This is a genomic window from Pseudarthrobacter sp. GQ63 (assembly GCF_059758765.1).
Genome location: NZ_JCAXEF010000002.1, coordinates 227,512 through 240,854 on the forward strand (window position 1 = coordinate 227,512; position 13,343 = coordinate 240,854).

Annotated in this window: 13 protein-coding genes; 7 read left to right on the forward strand and 6 right to left on the reverse strand. The window is 65.9% G+C overall.

Translation table 11 applies throughout. From position 1 onward, the window contains the following. Window positions 1–78: 78 nt before the first annotated feature. The gene (locus AC6CHP_RS05500) at window positions 79–828 is read right to left on the reverse strand and encodes a TetR/AcrR family transcriptional regulator (RefSeq protein ID WP_498228831.1); all 750 of its coding nucleotides are present in this window, start codon (window positions 826–828) and stop codon (window positions 79–81) included. Between AC6CHP_RS05500 and AC6CHP_RS05505 the strand changes: the two genes are divergently transcribed. The 3 genes from AC6CHP_RS05505 to AC6CHP_RS05515 are packed head-to-tail and all read left to right on the forward strand — an operon-like array spanning window position 827 to window position 4,446. Continuing rightward, entirely contained in the window at window positions 827–2,188 is a 1,362-nt protein-coding gene (locus AC6CHP_RS05505) for an acetyl-CoA C-acetyltransferase (RefSeq protein ID WP_188729729.1), read from the forward strand. The two genes, AC6CHP_RS05500 and AC6CHP_RS05505, sit on opposite strands and share 2 nt — an antisense overlap. Window positions 2,189–2,197: 9 nt before the next feature. Beyond that, the gene (locus AC6CHP_RS05510) at window positions 2,198–3,538 is read left to right on the forward strand and encodes a 3-oxoacyl-ACP reductase (RefSeq protein ID WP_498228474.1); all 1,341 of its coding nucleotides are present in this window, start codon (window positions 2,198–2,200) and stop codon (window positions 3,536–3,538) included. Beyond that, the gene (locus AC6CHP_RS05515) at window positions 3,535–4,446 is read left to right on the forward strand and encodes a MaoC family dehydratase (protein WP_498228476.1); all 912 of its coding nucleotides are present in this window, start codon (window positions 3,535–3,537) and stop codon (window positions 4,444–4,446) included. The genes AC6CHP_RS05510 and AC6CHP_RS05515 overlap by 4 nt, the downstream gene beginning before the upstream one ends. Here AC6CHP_RS05515 and AC6CHP_RS05520 read toward each other — a convergent pair. From AC6CHP_RS05520 to AC6CHP_RS05540, 5 genes are all read right to left on the reverse strand, one after another. Further along, window positions 4,443–5,561 (reverse strand): FUSC family protein, encoded by a 1,119-nt coding sequence (locus AC6CHP_RS05520; protein WP_188729722.1) that lies wholly within the window; start codon window positions 5,559–5,561, stop codon window positions 4,443–4,445. The genes AC6CHP_RS05515 and AC6CHP_RS05520 overlap by 4 nt on opposite strands. 80 nt (window positions 5,562–5,641) lie before the next feature. Then, on the reverse strand, window positions 5,642–6,751 hold the full coding sequence (locus AC6CHP_RS05525; RefSeq protein WP_498228477.1) for a serine hydrolase domain-containing protein: 1,110 nt from the start codon (window positions 6,749–6,751) through the stop codon (window positions 5,642–5,644). A gap of 41 nt (window positions 6,752–6,792) precedes the next feature. Beyond that, a complete protein-coding gene (locus tag AC6CHP_RS05530; RefSeq protein WP_498228479.1) occupies window positions 6,793–7,893 on the reverse strand; it encodes a glutathione S-transferase family protein in 1,101 nt (366 codons plus the stop codon). A gap of 9 nt (window positions 7,894–7,902) precedes the next feature. Beyond that, a complete protein-coding gene (locus AC6CHP_RS05535) occupies window positions 7,903–8,643 on the reverse strand; it encodes a M50 family metallopeptidase (protein WP_498228481.1) in 741 nt (246 codons plus the stop codon). A 159-nt stretch (window positions 8,644–8,802) separates the two neighbouring features. Further along, the gene (locus tag AC6CHP_RS05540; protein WP_066275770.1) at window positions 8,803–9,105 is read right to left on the reverse strand and encodes a DUF4193 domain-containing protein; all 303 of its coding nucleotides are present in this window, start codon (window positions 9,103–9,105) and stop codon (window positions 8,803–8,805) included. A 209-nt stretch (window positions 9,106–9,314) separates the two neighbouring features. On the opposite strand from AC6CHP_RS05540, the gene AC6CHP_RS05545 reads away from it, so the two are divergent. From AC6CHP_RS05545 to AC6CHP_RS05560, 4 genes are all read left to right on the forward strand, one after another. Further along, a complete protein-coding gene (locus AC6CHP_RS05545) occupies window positions 9,315–10,460 on the forward strand; it encodes a glycosyltransferase family 9 protein (RefSeq protein ID WP_498228483.1) in 1,146 nt (381 codons plus the stop codon). Next, the gene (locus AC6CHP_RS05550; RefSeq protein ID WP_498228485.1) at window positions 10,457–11,428 is read left to right on the forward strand and encodes a glycosyltransferase family 9 protein; all 972 of its coding nucleotides are present in this window, start codon (window positions 10,457–10,459) and stop codon (window positions 11,426–11,428) included. Before AC6CHP_RS05545 ends, AC6CHP_RS05550 begins: the two co-directional genes overlap by 4 nt. Before the next feature lie 74 nt (window positions 11,429–11,502). Continuing rightward, window positions 11,503–11,727: a hypothetical protein gene (locus AC6CHP_RS05555; RefSeq protein ID WP_498228487.1), complete on the forward strand. Its 225-nt coding sequence runs from the start codon at window positions 11,503–11,505 to the stop codon at window positions 11,725–11,727. Window positions 11,728–12,106: 379 nt separating this feature from the next. Then, complete coding sequence (locus tag AC6CHP_RS05560) at window positions 12,107–13,069, forward strand: metallophosphoesterase (protein WP_498228488.1); 963 nt, start codon at window positions 12,107–12,109, stop codon at window positions 13,067–13,069. Window positions 13,070–13,343 lie beyond the last annotated feature (274 nt).

Sequence of the window (13,343 nt, forward strand, 5' to 3'; positions counted from 1 at the left end):
TGCTTATTGCTACGTGGTTGCGGGTGGTTGGTTGCGTTGGCTGCGGGTCGAGCTGTTGGTCCGGCGGGCAGTGCGGGGTCATCCACGTGCCGAAGGCGAGAGTTCGGGGGCGATGCCCACGCACAGCCAGGCCGTGATCTGCCGTGCCATCGCCTCCTGGCCGGGCTTGGCAGGGGAGTCCGGAGTGCTGAGCCATTGTTCCCCGGCGTTCCTTACCAGTCCGATCGCCGCCTTGGGCCAGTAGCCGATGACCGCCTGCTTGCCGTCGCCCAGGTGCGACCTCATGGGGGTGGCGATCATGTCGGCCACGGCGTCAAAGAAGTGCCCGAGGGCCCCGGACACTGCGCCCGAGGATACCTCCGGGTCGCCGCTGCCGTACCGGGTGACGAACGTGTAGACGTTAGGGCTGGTGTCCGCCATCTGGAGGTAGGCGGAGACCATGGCCAGGAGTCCTTCGCGCGGAGTGTCCGCGTTCTGGGCGGCTTCCTGGATCCGGCGCTGCATCTGGCTCAGGACAACTTCGCCCACCGCCTGCTGAAGCCCGGCCTTGTCACCGAAATAGCGGTAGAACACGGACTTCGAGGTGCCGGCGGCGGCAGCGATCTCTTCCATGGAGGCGTCGCTGCCCAGCACGTGCACTGCTCGCCGTGCGGACTTGATCAGCTCCCTGCGGCGTTCCTCCCGGTGGCTCTGCCAGCGCGAAGAGCGCCCGTCCGGGCTGCCGGGTGCAGGCGGCCCGGCTGGGCCGTTGTCGTGGTTGTTCACGATACTCAGCGTATCAGGTACGCTGGGTATCGGTAACCGCACGTGACCCGAGGAGATATCCATGTCCATTGACGGACAGTCCACCGCTGGACCCGAAGAAGCACGCAGCCTGGCTGCGAAGACCACTGACCTCCGCAGGGCAGTGATCGTCGGAGGAAACCGGATCCCGTTTGCCCGCGCCGGCAGCGCCTACGCAAAGTCCTCCAACCTGGACATGCTGACCGCGGCACTGGACGGGCTCATCGCCAGGTTCGGACTGCAGGACGAGCGCATCGGGGAAGTGGCTGCCGGTGCGGTCCTCAAGCACTCCAGGGACTTCAATCTCACCCGTGAAGCCGTGCTGGGCTCCGCGCTCTCCGCCGAGACCCCGGCCTACGACCTGCAGCAGGCCTGTGCCACCGGCCTGGAGACCGTGGTGGGCCTGGCGAACAAGATCAAGCTGGGACAGATCGACTCAGCAGTGGCCGGCGGCGTGGATTCCGCTTCGGATGCTCCCGTGGTGGTCAGCGAGGGCCTTCGCGAAGTGATCCTGGACCTCAGCCGGGCAAAGACGCTGCCGCAGCGGCTGCAGATCCTCGGCCGGCTGCGGCCCAAGGACTTGGCCCCGTTGGCTCCCGGGACGGCCGAGCCCCGAACCGGCCTGTCCATGGGGGAGCACCAGGCCCTCACCACGGCACAGTGGAAGATTTCGCGCGAGGCCCAGGACGAGCTGGCCTACAACAGCCACCGGAACCTCGCGGCCGCCTACGAGGCCGGGTTCTTCGATGACCTCATCACGCCGTACCGGGGCCTGGCGCGCGACGGCAACCTCCGCGCCGATACGTCGCTCGAAAAGCTCGCTACCCTCAAGCCGGTCTTCGGCAAGAACCTCGGTGCCGACGCCACCATGACGGCCGGCAACTCCACGCCGCTGACGGACGGGGCCTCAACGGTCCTGCTGGCTTCCGAGTCCTGGGCGGACGCCCATGACCTGCCCAAGCTCGCGGCCGTGGTGGACGCCGAGGCCGCCGCCGTCGACTTTGTCCACGGCAAGGACGGCCTGCTGATGGCTCCCGTGTTCGCCGTGCCCAGGCTGCTGGCCCGGCAAGGCCTCACGCTTGCGGACATCGACTTCTTCGAAATCCACGAAGCCTTTGCCGCCACGGTCCTCAGCACTCTGGCTGCCTGGGAGGACGAAGAGTTCGGCCGGACACGGCTCGGCCTGGAGGGCGCCTTTGGCAGCGTTGACCGTTCGCGCCTGAACGTTAACGGCTCGTCCCTGGCCGCCGGCCACCCATTCGCCGCCACCGGCGGCCGGATCGTGGCGTCCCTGGCCAAGCAGCTCCACGCCAAAGGCAGGACGGACGGACGGCCCTCACGGGGCCTGGTCTCGGTCTGCGCCGCCGGCGGCCAGGGCGTCGTCGCCATTCTCGAATCGCTGTAGGGGACACAGATGACAGACAAGTACGCACAACTGGTACACCACGGCGTTGGCCGGAACGTGGCCAAAAAGCTCGGACTGCCCCAGCCCGCGGTTCTCCGCAGATACCAGCTCGGGCAGCCCTTGATCACCGGCCCCGTCCTGGTGCAGGGAAACACCGCCGAAGCCGACAACCTGGCTGCCGAACTACTCTCCTGGGACCTCGATGTCCGGCGGCACGCGGTACCCCGCGAGAAACTTGGTGCCATCATCCTGGCGCTGGACGAAGTAGCCGGCCCTGGGGATCTCGAAAAGCCCATCCTCACGGCAGCGGCCTCGCTGAGGGACCTCGCCCCCGGCGGTCGGGTGGTCACGGTGTCCCGGCCGGCGTCAGAGGCAGATTCCCCGTCCGCTGCGGCTGCCCGCCAGGGGATCGACGGGTTCCTGCGCTCGCTGGCCAAGGAACTGCGCGGCGGCGCCACTGGCAACGGCATAGTTCTCCGGGAAGGCGTCCCGGCAACAAGCGCAAGTTCCCTGGCCGCCCTCCGGTTCTTCCTCTCGGGCCGTTCCGCCTTCGTGGACGGGCAATTCATCACCGTGTCCAGCACCTCCGGCGAGCCCGCCCGCGACGTTGACCAGCCGCTCGCAGGCAAGATTGCCGTTGTGACCGGAGCTGCCCGCGGCATAGGCGCAGCCATTGCCCGCACCCTGCACCGTGACGGCGCCACGCTCATCCTTGTCGACGTTCCGGCCGCCGGTGACCAGCTGGCAGCCGTGGCGAACGAGGTCCGGGGGACAGCCCTGCAGCTGGACATCAGCAGGGACGACGCCGGGCAGCGGATCATCGGGCACGCGGCACAACGCCACGGCCGTCTGGACATCATGGTCCACAATGCAGGCATCACCCGGGATAAGCTCCTCGCCAACATGGACCACTCGAAGTGGAGCTCGGTGATCAGCATCAACATCACCGCGCAGCTCCGGATCAACGAAGCGCTGCTTGCGTCTGAACACTTCCGGGAATCCCCGCGTATTGTGTCTGTTGCTTCCACCAGCGGCATCGCCGGCAACAGGGGGCAGACCAACTACGCGGCGTCCAAGGCAGGGGTAATGGGAATGGTCAGGGCCAGCGCTCCGCTCCTGGCAGCGCACGGGGGCAGCATCAACGCGGTGGCCCCGGGCTTCATCGAAACCGAGATGACGGCACGGATCCCCCTCGCCGTCAGGGAGATCGGGCGGCGGCTGAATTCGCTGCAGCAGGGCGGCACGCCAACGGATGTTGCAGAAACCATCGCGTTCCTGGCAAGCGACGCCGCCGCGGGTATCAACGGGGAGGTCCTGCGGGTATGCGGGCAGAACATGGTGGGGGCATGACCTCCGCCCAGCCGGTCATTCTGGGGGAGATGCCGTCGCTGTCCAAACTGTACGTCAACGCCGCAGCGCAGGCCGCACGCCGCCGGCTCTTGGGCGCCCACGAGGGCACTGCACTGCCGGCTGAAAGCCATGAAGTGCGGGGCGTCGCCGTCGACGTTGCCACCCTCACCGCGTACCAGCACCTGATCGGCGAAACAGCCAGCGACGTGCTGCCGGCCGGGTTCATCCACGCCCTCGCTTTTCCCCTGGCCATGAGTGTGATGAACAGGGACGATTTTCCCTTGCCGTTGCTCGGTATGATCCACCTTCGCAACAGCGTGGAGCAGCGGATTCCCGTGTTCTTCACCGACGCACTGGACATCACCGCCAGGGTGGAGAACCTGCGTGGGCACCGGTCGGGCACACAGGTGGACGTTATTGCCGAGGTCCGCCGGGCTGGAACAGCCGAGGTCTGCTGGCTGGGAATCTCCACGTACCTTGCCAAGGGAGTCTTCCTCCCGGGCATCGACAAACCGTCCCCGGCTCCCGACCGGGCGGAATTCAAGGCACCTGATCCCACGGCCCTCTGGCACCTCGGTGTTGATACCGGCCGTGCCTACGCGGCAGTCTCCGGCGACTTCAATCCGATTCACTTGAGCGTTCTCTCCGCCAAGGCATTGGGGATGCGCCGGTCCATAGCGCACGGCATGTACCTTGCCTCCAGGGCGCTCGCCGATGTAGGCCCGTCCCGTGGTGATTCCTTCGCCTGGGGCGTGGACTTCGACGCCCCGGTGTTTCTTCCCTGCCGGGTTGCCTTGGAGATCACAACAGTAGATAGCCCTGCCGGAGCGTGGGACAGGTCCGACTTCGTGGCGTGGAATCCCCGCTCAGGGAGGCGCCATTTCCACGGTTCAGTGAGCGCCCTCTAAGAAGCTGACCGGACAGCCCGCAGGATCCGGTGGAGGCTCAGGAGGACCGATTCGGACGCCGGAACCATGCCCTGGTCCGGCTGCCTCCCGGCGGTGGCTGCGAGGCAGGCTTCCACCGCCGACCTGGCCGCCCTGAGCTTCTCCTCCTGTGTGGCCGGGTCATCCTCGCTGAACGAGCGCAGAAGATCACCCGCTGACTTCAGGGCGTCAGCCAGCGGGGCGTTGTCCTGCAGCGGCACCCCGTACGGCACGTCACTCTCGTAAATGACATCCGACAGCACGTCCGTAATGTCCTGGATGTGGAAGGTCACCCGCTCCAGTTCGCGCAGGTTGCGGTAGTCGAGGTCAACATCGCGGGGGTGGAGTTTGCGCCGCGGGTTTGCCCTGCGGCTGGCGTCCGCTTCCTTGACGAGATGCCGGACTGAGCGGGCAGCGGCCGAGAGTTCGTCCGAACGGCGGGACCAGTCCTCGTGCTTGGGCGGCCACTCTTCCAGAAGTGCCTTGCCCATGTCAGTGAGCTGTTTCCCGAGGGCGATGCGCAAATCGTCCAGGCTGGCTGCCGCGGCATTGAAGTGCAGCGGTGGGAAAATCAGGAAATTGACGCCGATTCCCACAGCGACGCCGGCACCCATCTGGACGAGGTATCCGAAGGAAAAATCGTCCGGATTACTGCCGCCGATCAGCAGGACCAACAGCGCCGCCGTCGGGATCCAGTCACTGCCCTTGCCAATTCCGGGAAGGCCCCCCAGCAGCACGCCGATCCCCATGATCAGGGCCACGGCAACGGGCGACGGGTCGGTGACATTAACAAGCACGAACGCCAGTCCAATGCCCATGGCAAGGCCGGCAAGGGCCTGCAGTCCTTGTTGTATGGATCCGGCAACATTGTGGTACATAGCCACCAGCGCGCCCAGCGGTGCGTAGTAGGGATACTGGGCAGCCACTCCCGGCATCAGCGGAGCGATGAGGAACGCCACTCCGGCAGCAACGGCCGCTTTTGCCGCCAGCTGGAGCCGTTGTGTTGCAAAGGCCGCAGACAGCCCCGATACCGCCTGTTTGAGGAAAATGGTCCCCTTGGCCCAGCGGGCATCCGGGCGTACTTTCGGCTTGGTCATCCGTACAACGTTACGGGCGATTCACGGTTGCGGACAAAGCTGCTGGTCAAGCGTCCGCGCCGGCACGGGAGCAGGACGGTTCAGGACAGGTCCGCCGCCGATCGGCGTACTTCAGCTGCCAGTCGGTGTGCACGGCCCGGTGTCCGGCCGTCCTCCTGCCGCTGCGGGATGTAGCCGAAACCCAGCCCATAGACCGGGTCCGCAAACCCGAGGGCGGCGTTGGCGCCCTCATGCCCAAACGCTCGGTGGCTGCCGAAGTTACGCGACGGGTGCGGTTTCATGAAGACAACGGCGAACGCGTTGTCCAGGCCGGAGGAGCGGTCAAGGCCCCACACTTGTTCCCGGGACATGAGGTCAACGGTGGCAGCGTTGAGGAACGGTGTCCCTCCGTTGGTGCCCGTGGTGGCCGCGGCGTAGAGGCGGGCCAGGCCTTCAGCGGTTCCCACCCCTCCGGCGGCCGACATTCCTGCGGCCCGAACGGAGCGGATGTTGGGGAGTTCCATGATGGTGCTTACGGGGGCGTTGCTGTTCAGGCCTTCAAGGCTGAGTGGATCCACCCAGGGTTGCTCCGGGCCGGCCGAATAGAGGACGTTCCGGTAGCGGGATTCCTGTTCCTCCGGCAGTCCGAGGAAAAAGTCGACGCTGAACGGACCCCGGATCCGCCGCCCATACACCTCCTGCAGCGTTTCTCCGGCCGTGCGGCGGCACAGTTCCTCCATAATGATCCCGATGGTGAGCGCGTGGTAGCCGAACTGCCTGCCGGGCTCCCAGGCCGGGGCCTCTGCGGCGAGCCGGGCAGCGGCGGCCGGGGTGGTGAACTCTTCCAGGGGGAAGCCGCCTTCAACGCCCATGAGCCCGGCCTGGTGGGACAAGGCCTGCCGGACCAGGAGCCGGTCTTTTCCATGCACCCCAAACTCCGGCCAGTAGTGTGCCACGGTCTGGTCCAGGTTCAGCAGTCCGTCCTGCACCAGCAGTCCGATCACCATGGCGGCCACGCCCTTGGAACAGGAATACGCCCCTGTCACGGAGTCCGGAGCCATGTCCGGCCCGCCGGACAGCCCCACCACCTGGACGCCGTCCTTATACGCGGCCAGTTGCGCGCTGTACTGCGGGTCATCGCGAAGGAATGAGTCGAACAGTTCCAGGACGCCGCCGTATCCGGGCGCCACAAAGCCGTGTGATGTCTGCATGGCGCAATTCTAACCGGAAAGCGCTTACCGCCCGATGCCGTCTATTGTTCCGGAGAAGCCCCATGGCCGGGCGCCACTTCCTCGCCCTCTTTGACAGGTCCGGGCGGGGTGCCGTCTCCAAAGGGACGGCCGCCAAGTGCTTCCCGGCCGTGGGCTTCCAGCCAGCCGCCCAGGTCCGGTCCCGCAGGAACGATGCCGGTGGGGTTGATGTCCTCATGGACGATGTAATAGTGCTGCTTGATCTGCACGAAGTCGATGGTGTCCCCAAAGCCGGGGGTCTGGAAGAGGTCCCGGGCGTAGCCCCAGAGGGCGGGCATTTCGTTGAGTTTCTGGCGGTTGCACTTGAAGTGGCCGTGGTAAACGGCGTCGAAGCGGGCCAGCGTGGTGAACAGCCGGACGTCCGCTTCGGTGATGGTGTCGCCCACCAGGTAGCGCTGCCCCGAGAGCCGGTCTTCCAGCCAGTCAAGCGCGGACCACAGCCGGGCGTAGGCGGCGTCGTAGGCTTCCTGGGACCCTGCAAAGCCGCAGCGGTATACCCCGTTGTTGACCTCGGTGAACACGCGCTTGTTGACCTGGTCGATCTCCTCCCGCAGAGTCTCCGGGTACAGGTCCGGCGCCCCCGGGCGGTGGAACTCCGTCCACTCGGTGGCGAAGTCCAGGGTGATCTGCGGGAAATTGTTGGTCACCACGGCGCCGCTGGATACGTCCACGATTGCCGGGACGGTGATGCCCCGCGGGTAGCCAGGGAAACGCCTGAAGTAGGCATCCTGGAGTTTTCCGATACCCAGGACCGGGTCCACGCCTCCCGGATCGAGGTCAAAGGTCCACGATCGCGCATCGTGGGTGGGGCCGGGCTGTCCCAGGGAAATAGCGTCCTCCAGGCCGAGCAGGCGCCGGACGATGACAGTCCTGTTGGCCCAGGGGCAGGCGCGTGCTGCGATCAGCCGGTAGCGGCCCGCCTCCACGGGCCAGCCGGGCTCGCCATTGCTGCCCGGGGAACCATCCTTGGTGATGCGGTCCTCGATGTAATTGGTATCACGGTTGAATTCCGCTCCACCGGTGACATAGGCGCCGCGGGTACTGTGCTCTGCGCCGCCCGCCTCGGTGGGCGGCTGGGTGGTGGTGTCCGTTTCCTGGCTCATGGGACCAGCCTATGCTCCCGCGTAAAGGACTGTGGAGATGGGCTGCCAGGCCCAGAGCCAGGAGCCCGCCACCAGCGCTGCGAAAAGGACGATCCAGACTGCTGAGGGAACCGACGTGGCGCGCCACAGCAGGTAGGCGTCAGAACTGGCCAGCCGCTCCCGCCGACGCAGGTGAAGGTGCGCCAGCTTGACCAGGTCGCGCACGGCGGCCACCAGCAGTGCCACACCCAGGATGACGGCCACATGCCCTACGAATGACGTCGGAACCAAAAGGATGAGAAGCACTGTCACTGCGATCGCGGTGACAGTAATGAGGATGCCGGCAAAATTCCGCAGGAACAGCAGCGAGGCGGCCAGGGCCAGGCCACCGGCCATGATGGCGGCCGGGCCCCAGCCATTGAACCCGCACCAGACAAACGCGGCACCTACGATCGCCGGGACCGGGAACCCCCAAAAGCACGACCACGCACTGGCGAGCCTGCTGCGGCTGAACGTAGTGGTGGTTCCGGAGTGGTCGAGGCGGAGCCGGATGCCCGAGAGCCGCTGGCCGCTGAGCAGTGCTGCCACCGCGTGCCCCATTTCGTGCGTTGCCGTGGCCAGCAGGCCGAAATACCTCCACGAACGCCCCGGAACTGACAGGGCTGCAGCTACCACCAGTGCCAGCACCAGCTCGGTAAGAGTCACCCTCGGGGAGTCCGCGCGGCTGAACGCGTCCAGCAGCCTGGTCCAGAGGTCGCCGGTTATGTTCATCGAGGCCAGGTGCCGGCCGGGTCATCGTGTGCCATACGCGCCACAGTACCGGGGCCTCCTGGGTGCCGCCTTAAAACCGAAAGGCACGCCAACATCAGGGCGTGCCTTAGGATCGGTGGGGCCACGGATGTTCCCGAAGCCCCACGTCGACTGAGTTAACTAGCCTTCGCACTCGGTGCAGTAGCTGTGGCCATCCTTCTGGCGAGCAATCTGGGACCGGTGACGGACCAGGAAGCAGGAGTAGCAGGTGAATTCATCTTCAGCCTGCGGGATGACCTGTACCACGAGCTCTTCGGCCACGAACTCGCCTCCGGGCACGCCTGCGCCGTCGAGCCCGTCAGCCTCATCCAGCTCAAGCACAACGCTGCGTGCATCGGGAGCATTTGCTGACTGGAGCTGCTCGAGTGAGTTGTCCTGCGATTCCTTGACGTCGGAGCGCAGTTCATCGTAATCGGTTGCCACTTTAGGTGCTTCTCTTTTCTTTGGTTCGCCTGTCGCGTATGAAACGTACAGCATCACGAGGCTATTCCCCAATAGCCAGAGTATGTTGACCGTCTGCTGGGTAAGGGTTGAACGGACGCAGTCCGCGGTTAATCACCGCAGCACGGGTGCAGGCCAGCGGAGGACGCAACGGACGGAGGCGTTCCGCACACTATGAGTAAGGGGTAAACATGGAGCAGCTCACCGCAGAGTTCGGTGGTTCCCGGCGGACAGGTACCGGCGTTGGCCCTGTCCTGGAAAAATTCCAGGACGTGACGAGGATCGCTGTACTGCGTGGCGGAGGCCTGGGCGATCTCGTCTTTGCCCTCCCTGCCATATCCGCCCTCAAAGCGGCCTATCCCGACGCCTCAATCACCTTGCTGGGTACTCCCGTGCACCAGGCACTGCTTGCCGCCACCATAAGTCCCGTAGACGAGGTGTGCATCCTTCCGGTTGCTGAAGGCGTCCGTCCGGGGCAGGAGAACGCGGACGAGCTGGAGGCGTTTTTTGACGACATGCGGGGACAGGGGTTCGACCTGGCCATACAGCTCCACGGCGGAGGGCGCTACTCAAACCCGTTCCTCCTTCGCCTCGGCGCCCGGCACACGGTGGGCACACGGACAGCGGACGCCGCCAGCCTGGAGCGTACCGTTCCCTACCTCTGTTACCAGCACGAGCCGCTAAGGGCACTGGAAGTGGCCGGCCTGGCCGGCGCCTACCCCGTCGACCTGGAGGCCCGCCTGGCACCCGCGCCGGGACTGGCCCGCCCCGCCGTCGTAATGGACGACGGCGGCCCGGTGCCTTTGGTGGTGGTGCATCCGGGCGCTACGGATCCCCGCCGCCGCTGGCCGGTTGTGCGGTTTGCTGAACTTGCGGCGGCGTGCGCCGCGGACGGGCTCCGGGTTGTTGTCGTCGGGGACGGGAGTGAACAGGGACTGGCCGCAGAGATCGCGGAACAGGCAGCCTCCGCCCACGTCCGTTCCCTGGCGGGGGACCTGGATATGGGCGGGCTTGTGGCGCTCCTAGCCAGCGCGGCTGTAGTTGTTGGCAACGACAGCGGCCCCCGGCACCTCGCCCAGGCACTGGGAGTCCCCACTGTGGGAATTTTCTGGGCGGGCAACGTCATCAACGCCGCGGCGCTGGGCAGGAGCCTGCACCGCATTCACGCATCCTGGGTCACCGCCTGCCCTACCTGCGGGATAGACGTCACCCAGGTTGGCTGGACGGCGCCGCGGTGCCCGCACAACGATTCACTGGTGGCCGATGTTGCAGTGCGGGATGTCTACGAGGACGTGCGGAGCCTGGCCGCCACCGAGCTGCCGGCAGGGGACGCATGAGCGGCGGGGAACTCCTCGCCCACGCCGCGCCGGGGAAACAGGGCGACGGAAGACCGGAACTCCTGGTGCTTCGGGCACTGAAGCTGGGGGACCTGCTGGTGGCCGTGCCTGCCCTCAAGGCCCTTCGCCGCGCCTACCCTGGGCACCGGCTGCGGTATGCGGCGCAGGGATGGCTGTCAGAGGCATTGGGACTGGTGGGCGGCTACGAGCTACTGCCCACCCATGGCCTGGACGAGCCGTTGGCCGTGGAACCCGGCGTGGTGGATGTTGCAGTGAACCTGCACGGCAGTGGTCCCGAGAGCCAGGGACGGATTGAGGCATTGCAGGCGCGGCGAACTATCGGGCACCGGAGCGAACACCGGGACGGGCCGCCGTGGCGTGCCAGGCTGCATGAAAGGGAACGCTGGGCCGCGCTCCTGGAGTGGCACGGCATCGAAGCTGATCCGCTGGACATCCAGCTGAACGCGCCCCAGCAGTCCAGCCCCGTTCCTGCAGCCACCGTTCTGCATGTCGGGGCGGCCTATGGCAGCCGCCTCTGGCCTGCTGAGCGGTTCGCCGCCGTTGCCTCAGCACTCGCCGTGGCGGGGCACAATGTCGTCTTTACGGGCGGCAGCCAGGAAAGGGACCGTGCAGCTGAGGTATGCCGGCAGTCCGGGCTGTCCCAGGACGCGGTGCTGGCCGGAAGGCTGGGACTGGGGGAGTTCGCTGCCACCATCGCAGCGGCCCGGCTGGTGATCTCCGCGGATACCGGGGCCGCGCACCTGGCCTCCGCGTACGGGACGCCTTCGGTGGTGCTGTTTGGGCCTGCTCCGCCCGAAATCTGGGGCCCGCCCCCGGGGCCGCATATAGTCCTGACCCGGGCCGAGCTGCGGCGGGGTGACACGTTTGCCCACCAGCCGGACCCTGCCCTGCTGGCAGTCACCGTGCAGGATGTCCTGGCCGCAGTGGGGGTACTGGGCGTGCTGTAGAGCTCCCCGGACCCGGCGAAACCGATCTGGGACTCGTCTCTCTTTGTACGCCTGCACGGCCTAAAATATTGGTTATGGGCACTGAGCTGGAAATCGCCGTGGTGTTGTCCACGGCGTTCCTTTGGGTCACGGGCACATTCGCAATCCTGTCCGCGATTGACCGCCCGGAGAGGAAAGCCCGCCGCCGGGCGCGCAGGGCCAGCCGGGCCGGTGAGCGCCGCGTCCTGTACAGGCCGGCGGTCAAGGGTTCGCGGCTCGCAGAAGGCACCAGGTCCCCACGGAGACTTCATCCGCATTGACACAGCCAAACGGTGCCGGGGCCCGCGGGCTCCGGCAGGTCCGTCACTGGGAGTGTTTCAGGGGCCTCGGCAACCCACTTAGCCCTGTTACCAAATCGTTGACAAAAGCCGCGCTGCCTTGGGTGCGCCTGGTCCGTCTCCTGCAGGGGCACGGCACAAGCCGTGCAGACGGCCGGTAGCCACCATGGAACCGGGCACCGCACGGCAGTCGCTGTGGACCTGGCCTTCGCGGACCACCTGTAGGCCGCGCCCGTGCCCATTGTCCTCCCAGTCCACACCGGTAGGATCGCTTCAAGCTACAAACCCAATACACATCCCGGGGGTTGGTTCATTCATGTTTCGTAGCACGCGATCTGTGAGGCAGCTGCTGGTCGCCGGAATGGCAACCCTGAGCTTGGTAGTCCTTGCCGCCTGCGGATCCCCCGAGGAAAAGTCCGTACACTTCACCGCCGCCGGAGACATCGGCCTGGGCGAGGGTGCCCTGGCGGTGCTGGACACGGTGGCCGAACTGAAGCCGGACTTCAACATCGCGCTGGGTGATTTCCCCTACGAGCCCGGTGCCGACCAGGAATTCTGCGACATGGTTACCGGGAAGCTGGGAGCGGACTTCCCTTACCAGTTGCTTCCTGGAAACCATGAGAGTGACGGCTCTGACGGCGACATCAAGAAGTTGGCGGCATGCCTGCCTAACAGGCTTCCCGGCCTGCAAGGCGACTACGCGGAACAGTGGTTCGTAGACGTTCCGCAGGAAGAACCCCTGGCGCGGATCATCGTGGTTTCACCTGGCATCGAATTTCCGGCTGGCAAGCTCGACTACTCAAAGGGCAGCGATCGGTGGAACTGGACGGAAAAGGCAATCGACGGAGCGCGGGCGGAGAACATCCCCTGGACAGTAGTGGCCATGCATACTCCCTGCTTCACGATGGGACGGTATGCCTGCGCAGCGGGGGAGTCACTCACCAACATGCTGATCAGCAAGAAGGTGGACCTGGTTCTCAACGGCCATGAGCACCTGTACCAGCGGACACACCAACTCGGCTTCAGTGACAGGTGTGAGTACATGACGGTCAAAACCGTTGAGAAGAGATGCGTGGTGGACACCGGAGACTCCATGACCCAAGGCAGGGGAACAGTCTTCATCACCGTGGGCATTGGCGGGCGGACACCCCGCGAAATCAATCGCGACGACCCCGAGTCGCACTACTTCGCATCCTGGTCAGCCGGTAACCACAATTCGACCCTCGGGACACTGGATGTGACCGCAACCAACAGCCGCATGGACGTGAAACTTGTCCCGGCGGACGGCTACACCTTCTCTGATTCCTTCAGCATCCGGAAGTAACCACGGACGCAGGGTTCGCCACAAAGAGCAAAGCCGGGAACTAAGTCCGGGCGGTGAGTGGAGCCGGCGACGGCTGGGGGGCGAGCACACGTGGTCTCAGGCGTGCGCTCTCGTCGCCGGCTCCGTGAACCACATTATGATCCGCGTGCCGCGGGCACACGAGTAGTTGGTACCTGCTTTGGGAGGAGCCCGTACGCGGCTTTCATGTGCCAGCCGCCGGCGCAGTGGGCAGGGACACAAAAAAGCCCCGGAAAATCAGTGATTTTCCGGGGCT

Coding starts and splice junctions, on each gene's coding strand:
- AC6CHP_RS05520 (WP_188729722.1), bottom strand. CDS start 5,561: ATGACCAAGCCGAAAGTACGCCCGGATGCCCGCTGGGCCAAGGGGACC.
- AC6CHP_RS05525 (WP_498228477.1), bottom strand. CDS start 6,751: ATGCAGACATCACACGGCTTTGTGGCGCCCGGATACGGCGGCGTCCTG.
- AC6CHP_RS05550 (WP_498228485.1), top strand. CDS start 10,457: ATGAGCGGCGGGGAACTCCTCGCCCACGCCGCGCCGGGGAAACAGGGC.
- AC6CHP_RS05505 (WP_188729729.1), top strand. CDS start 827: ATGTCCATTGACGGACAGTCCACCGCTGGACCCGAAGAAGCACGCAGC.
- AC6CHP_RS05555 (WP_498228487.1), top strand. CDS start 11,503: ATGGGCACTGAGCTGGAAATCGCCGTGGTGTTGTCCACGGCGTTCCTT.
- AC6CHP_RS05535 (WP_498228481.1), bottom strand. CDS start 8,643: ATGAACATAACCGGCGACCTCTGGACCAGGCTGCTGGACGCGTTCAGC.
- AC6CHP_RS05500 (WP_498228831.1), bottom strand. CDS start 828: ATGGATATCTCCTCGGGTCACGTGCGGTTACCGATACCCAGCGTACCT.
- AC6CHP_RS05530 (WP_498228479.1), bottom strand. CDS start 7,893: ATGAGCCAGGAAACGGACACCACCACCCAGCCGCCCACCGAGGCGGGC.
- AC6CHP_RS05510 (WP_498228474.1), top strand. CDS start 2,198: ATGACAGACAAGTACGCACAACTGGTACACCACGGCGTTGGCCGGAAC.
- AC6CHP_RS05560 (WP_498228488.1), top strand. CDS start 12,107: ATGGCAACCCTGAGCTTGGTAGTCCTTGCCGCCTGCGGATCCCCCGAG.
- AC6CHP_RS05545 (WP_498228483.1), top strand. CDS start 9,315: ATGGAGCAGCTCACCGCAGAGTTCGGTGGTTCCCGGCGGACAGGTACC.
- AC6CHP_RS05515 (WP_498228476.1), top strand. CDS start 3,535: ATGACCTCCGCCCAGCCGGTCATTCTGGGGGAGATGCCGTCGCTGTCC.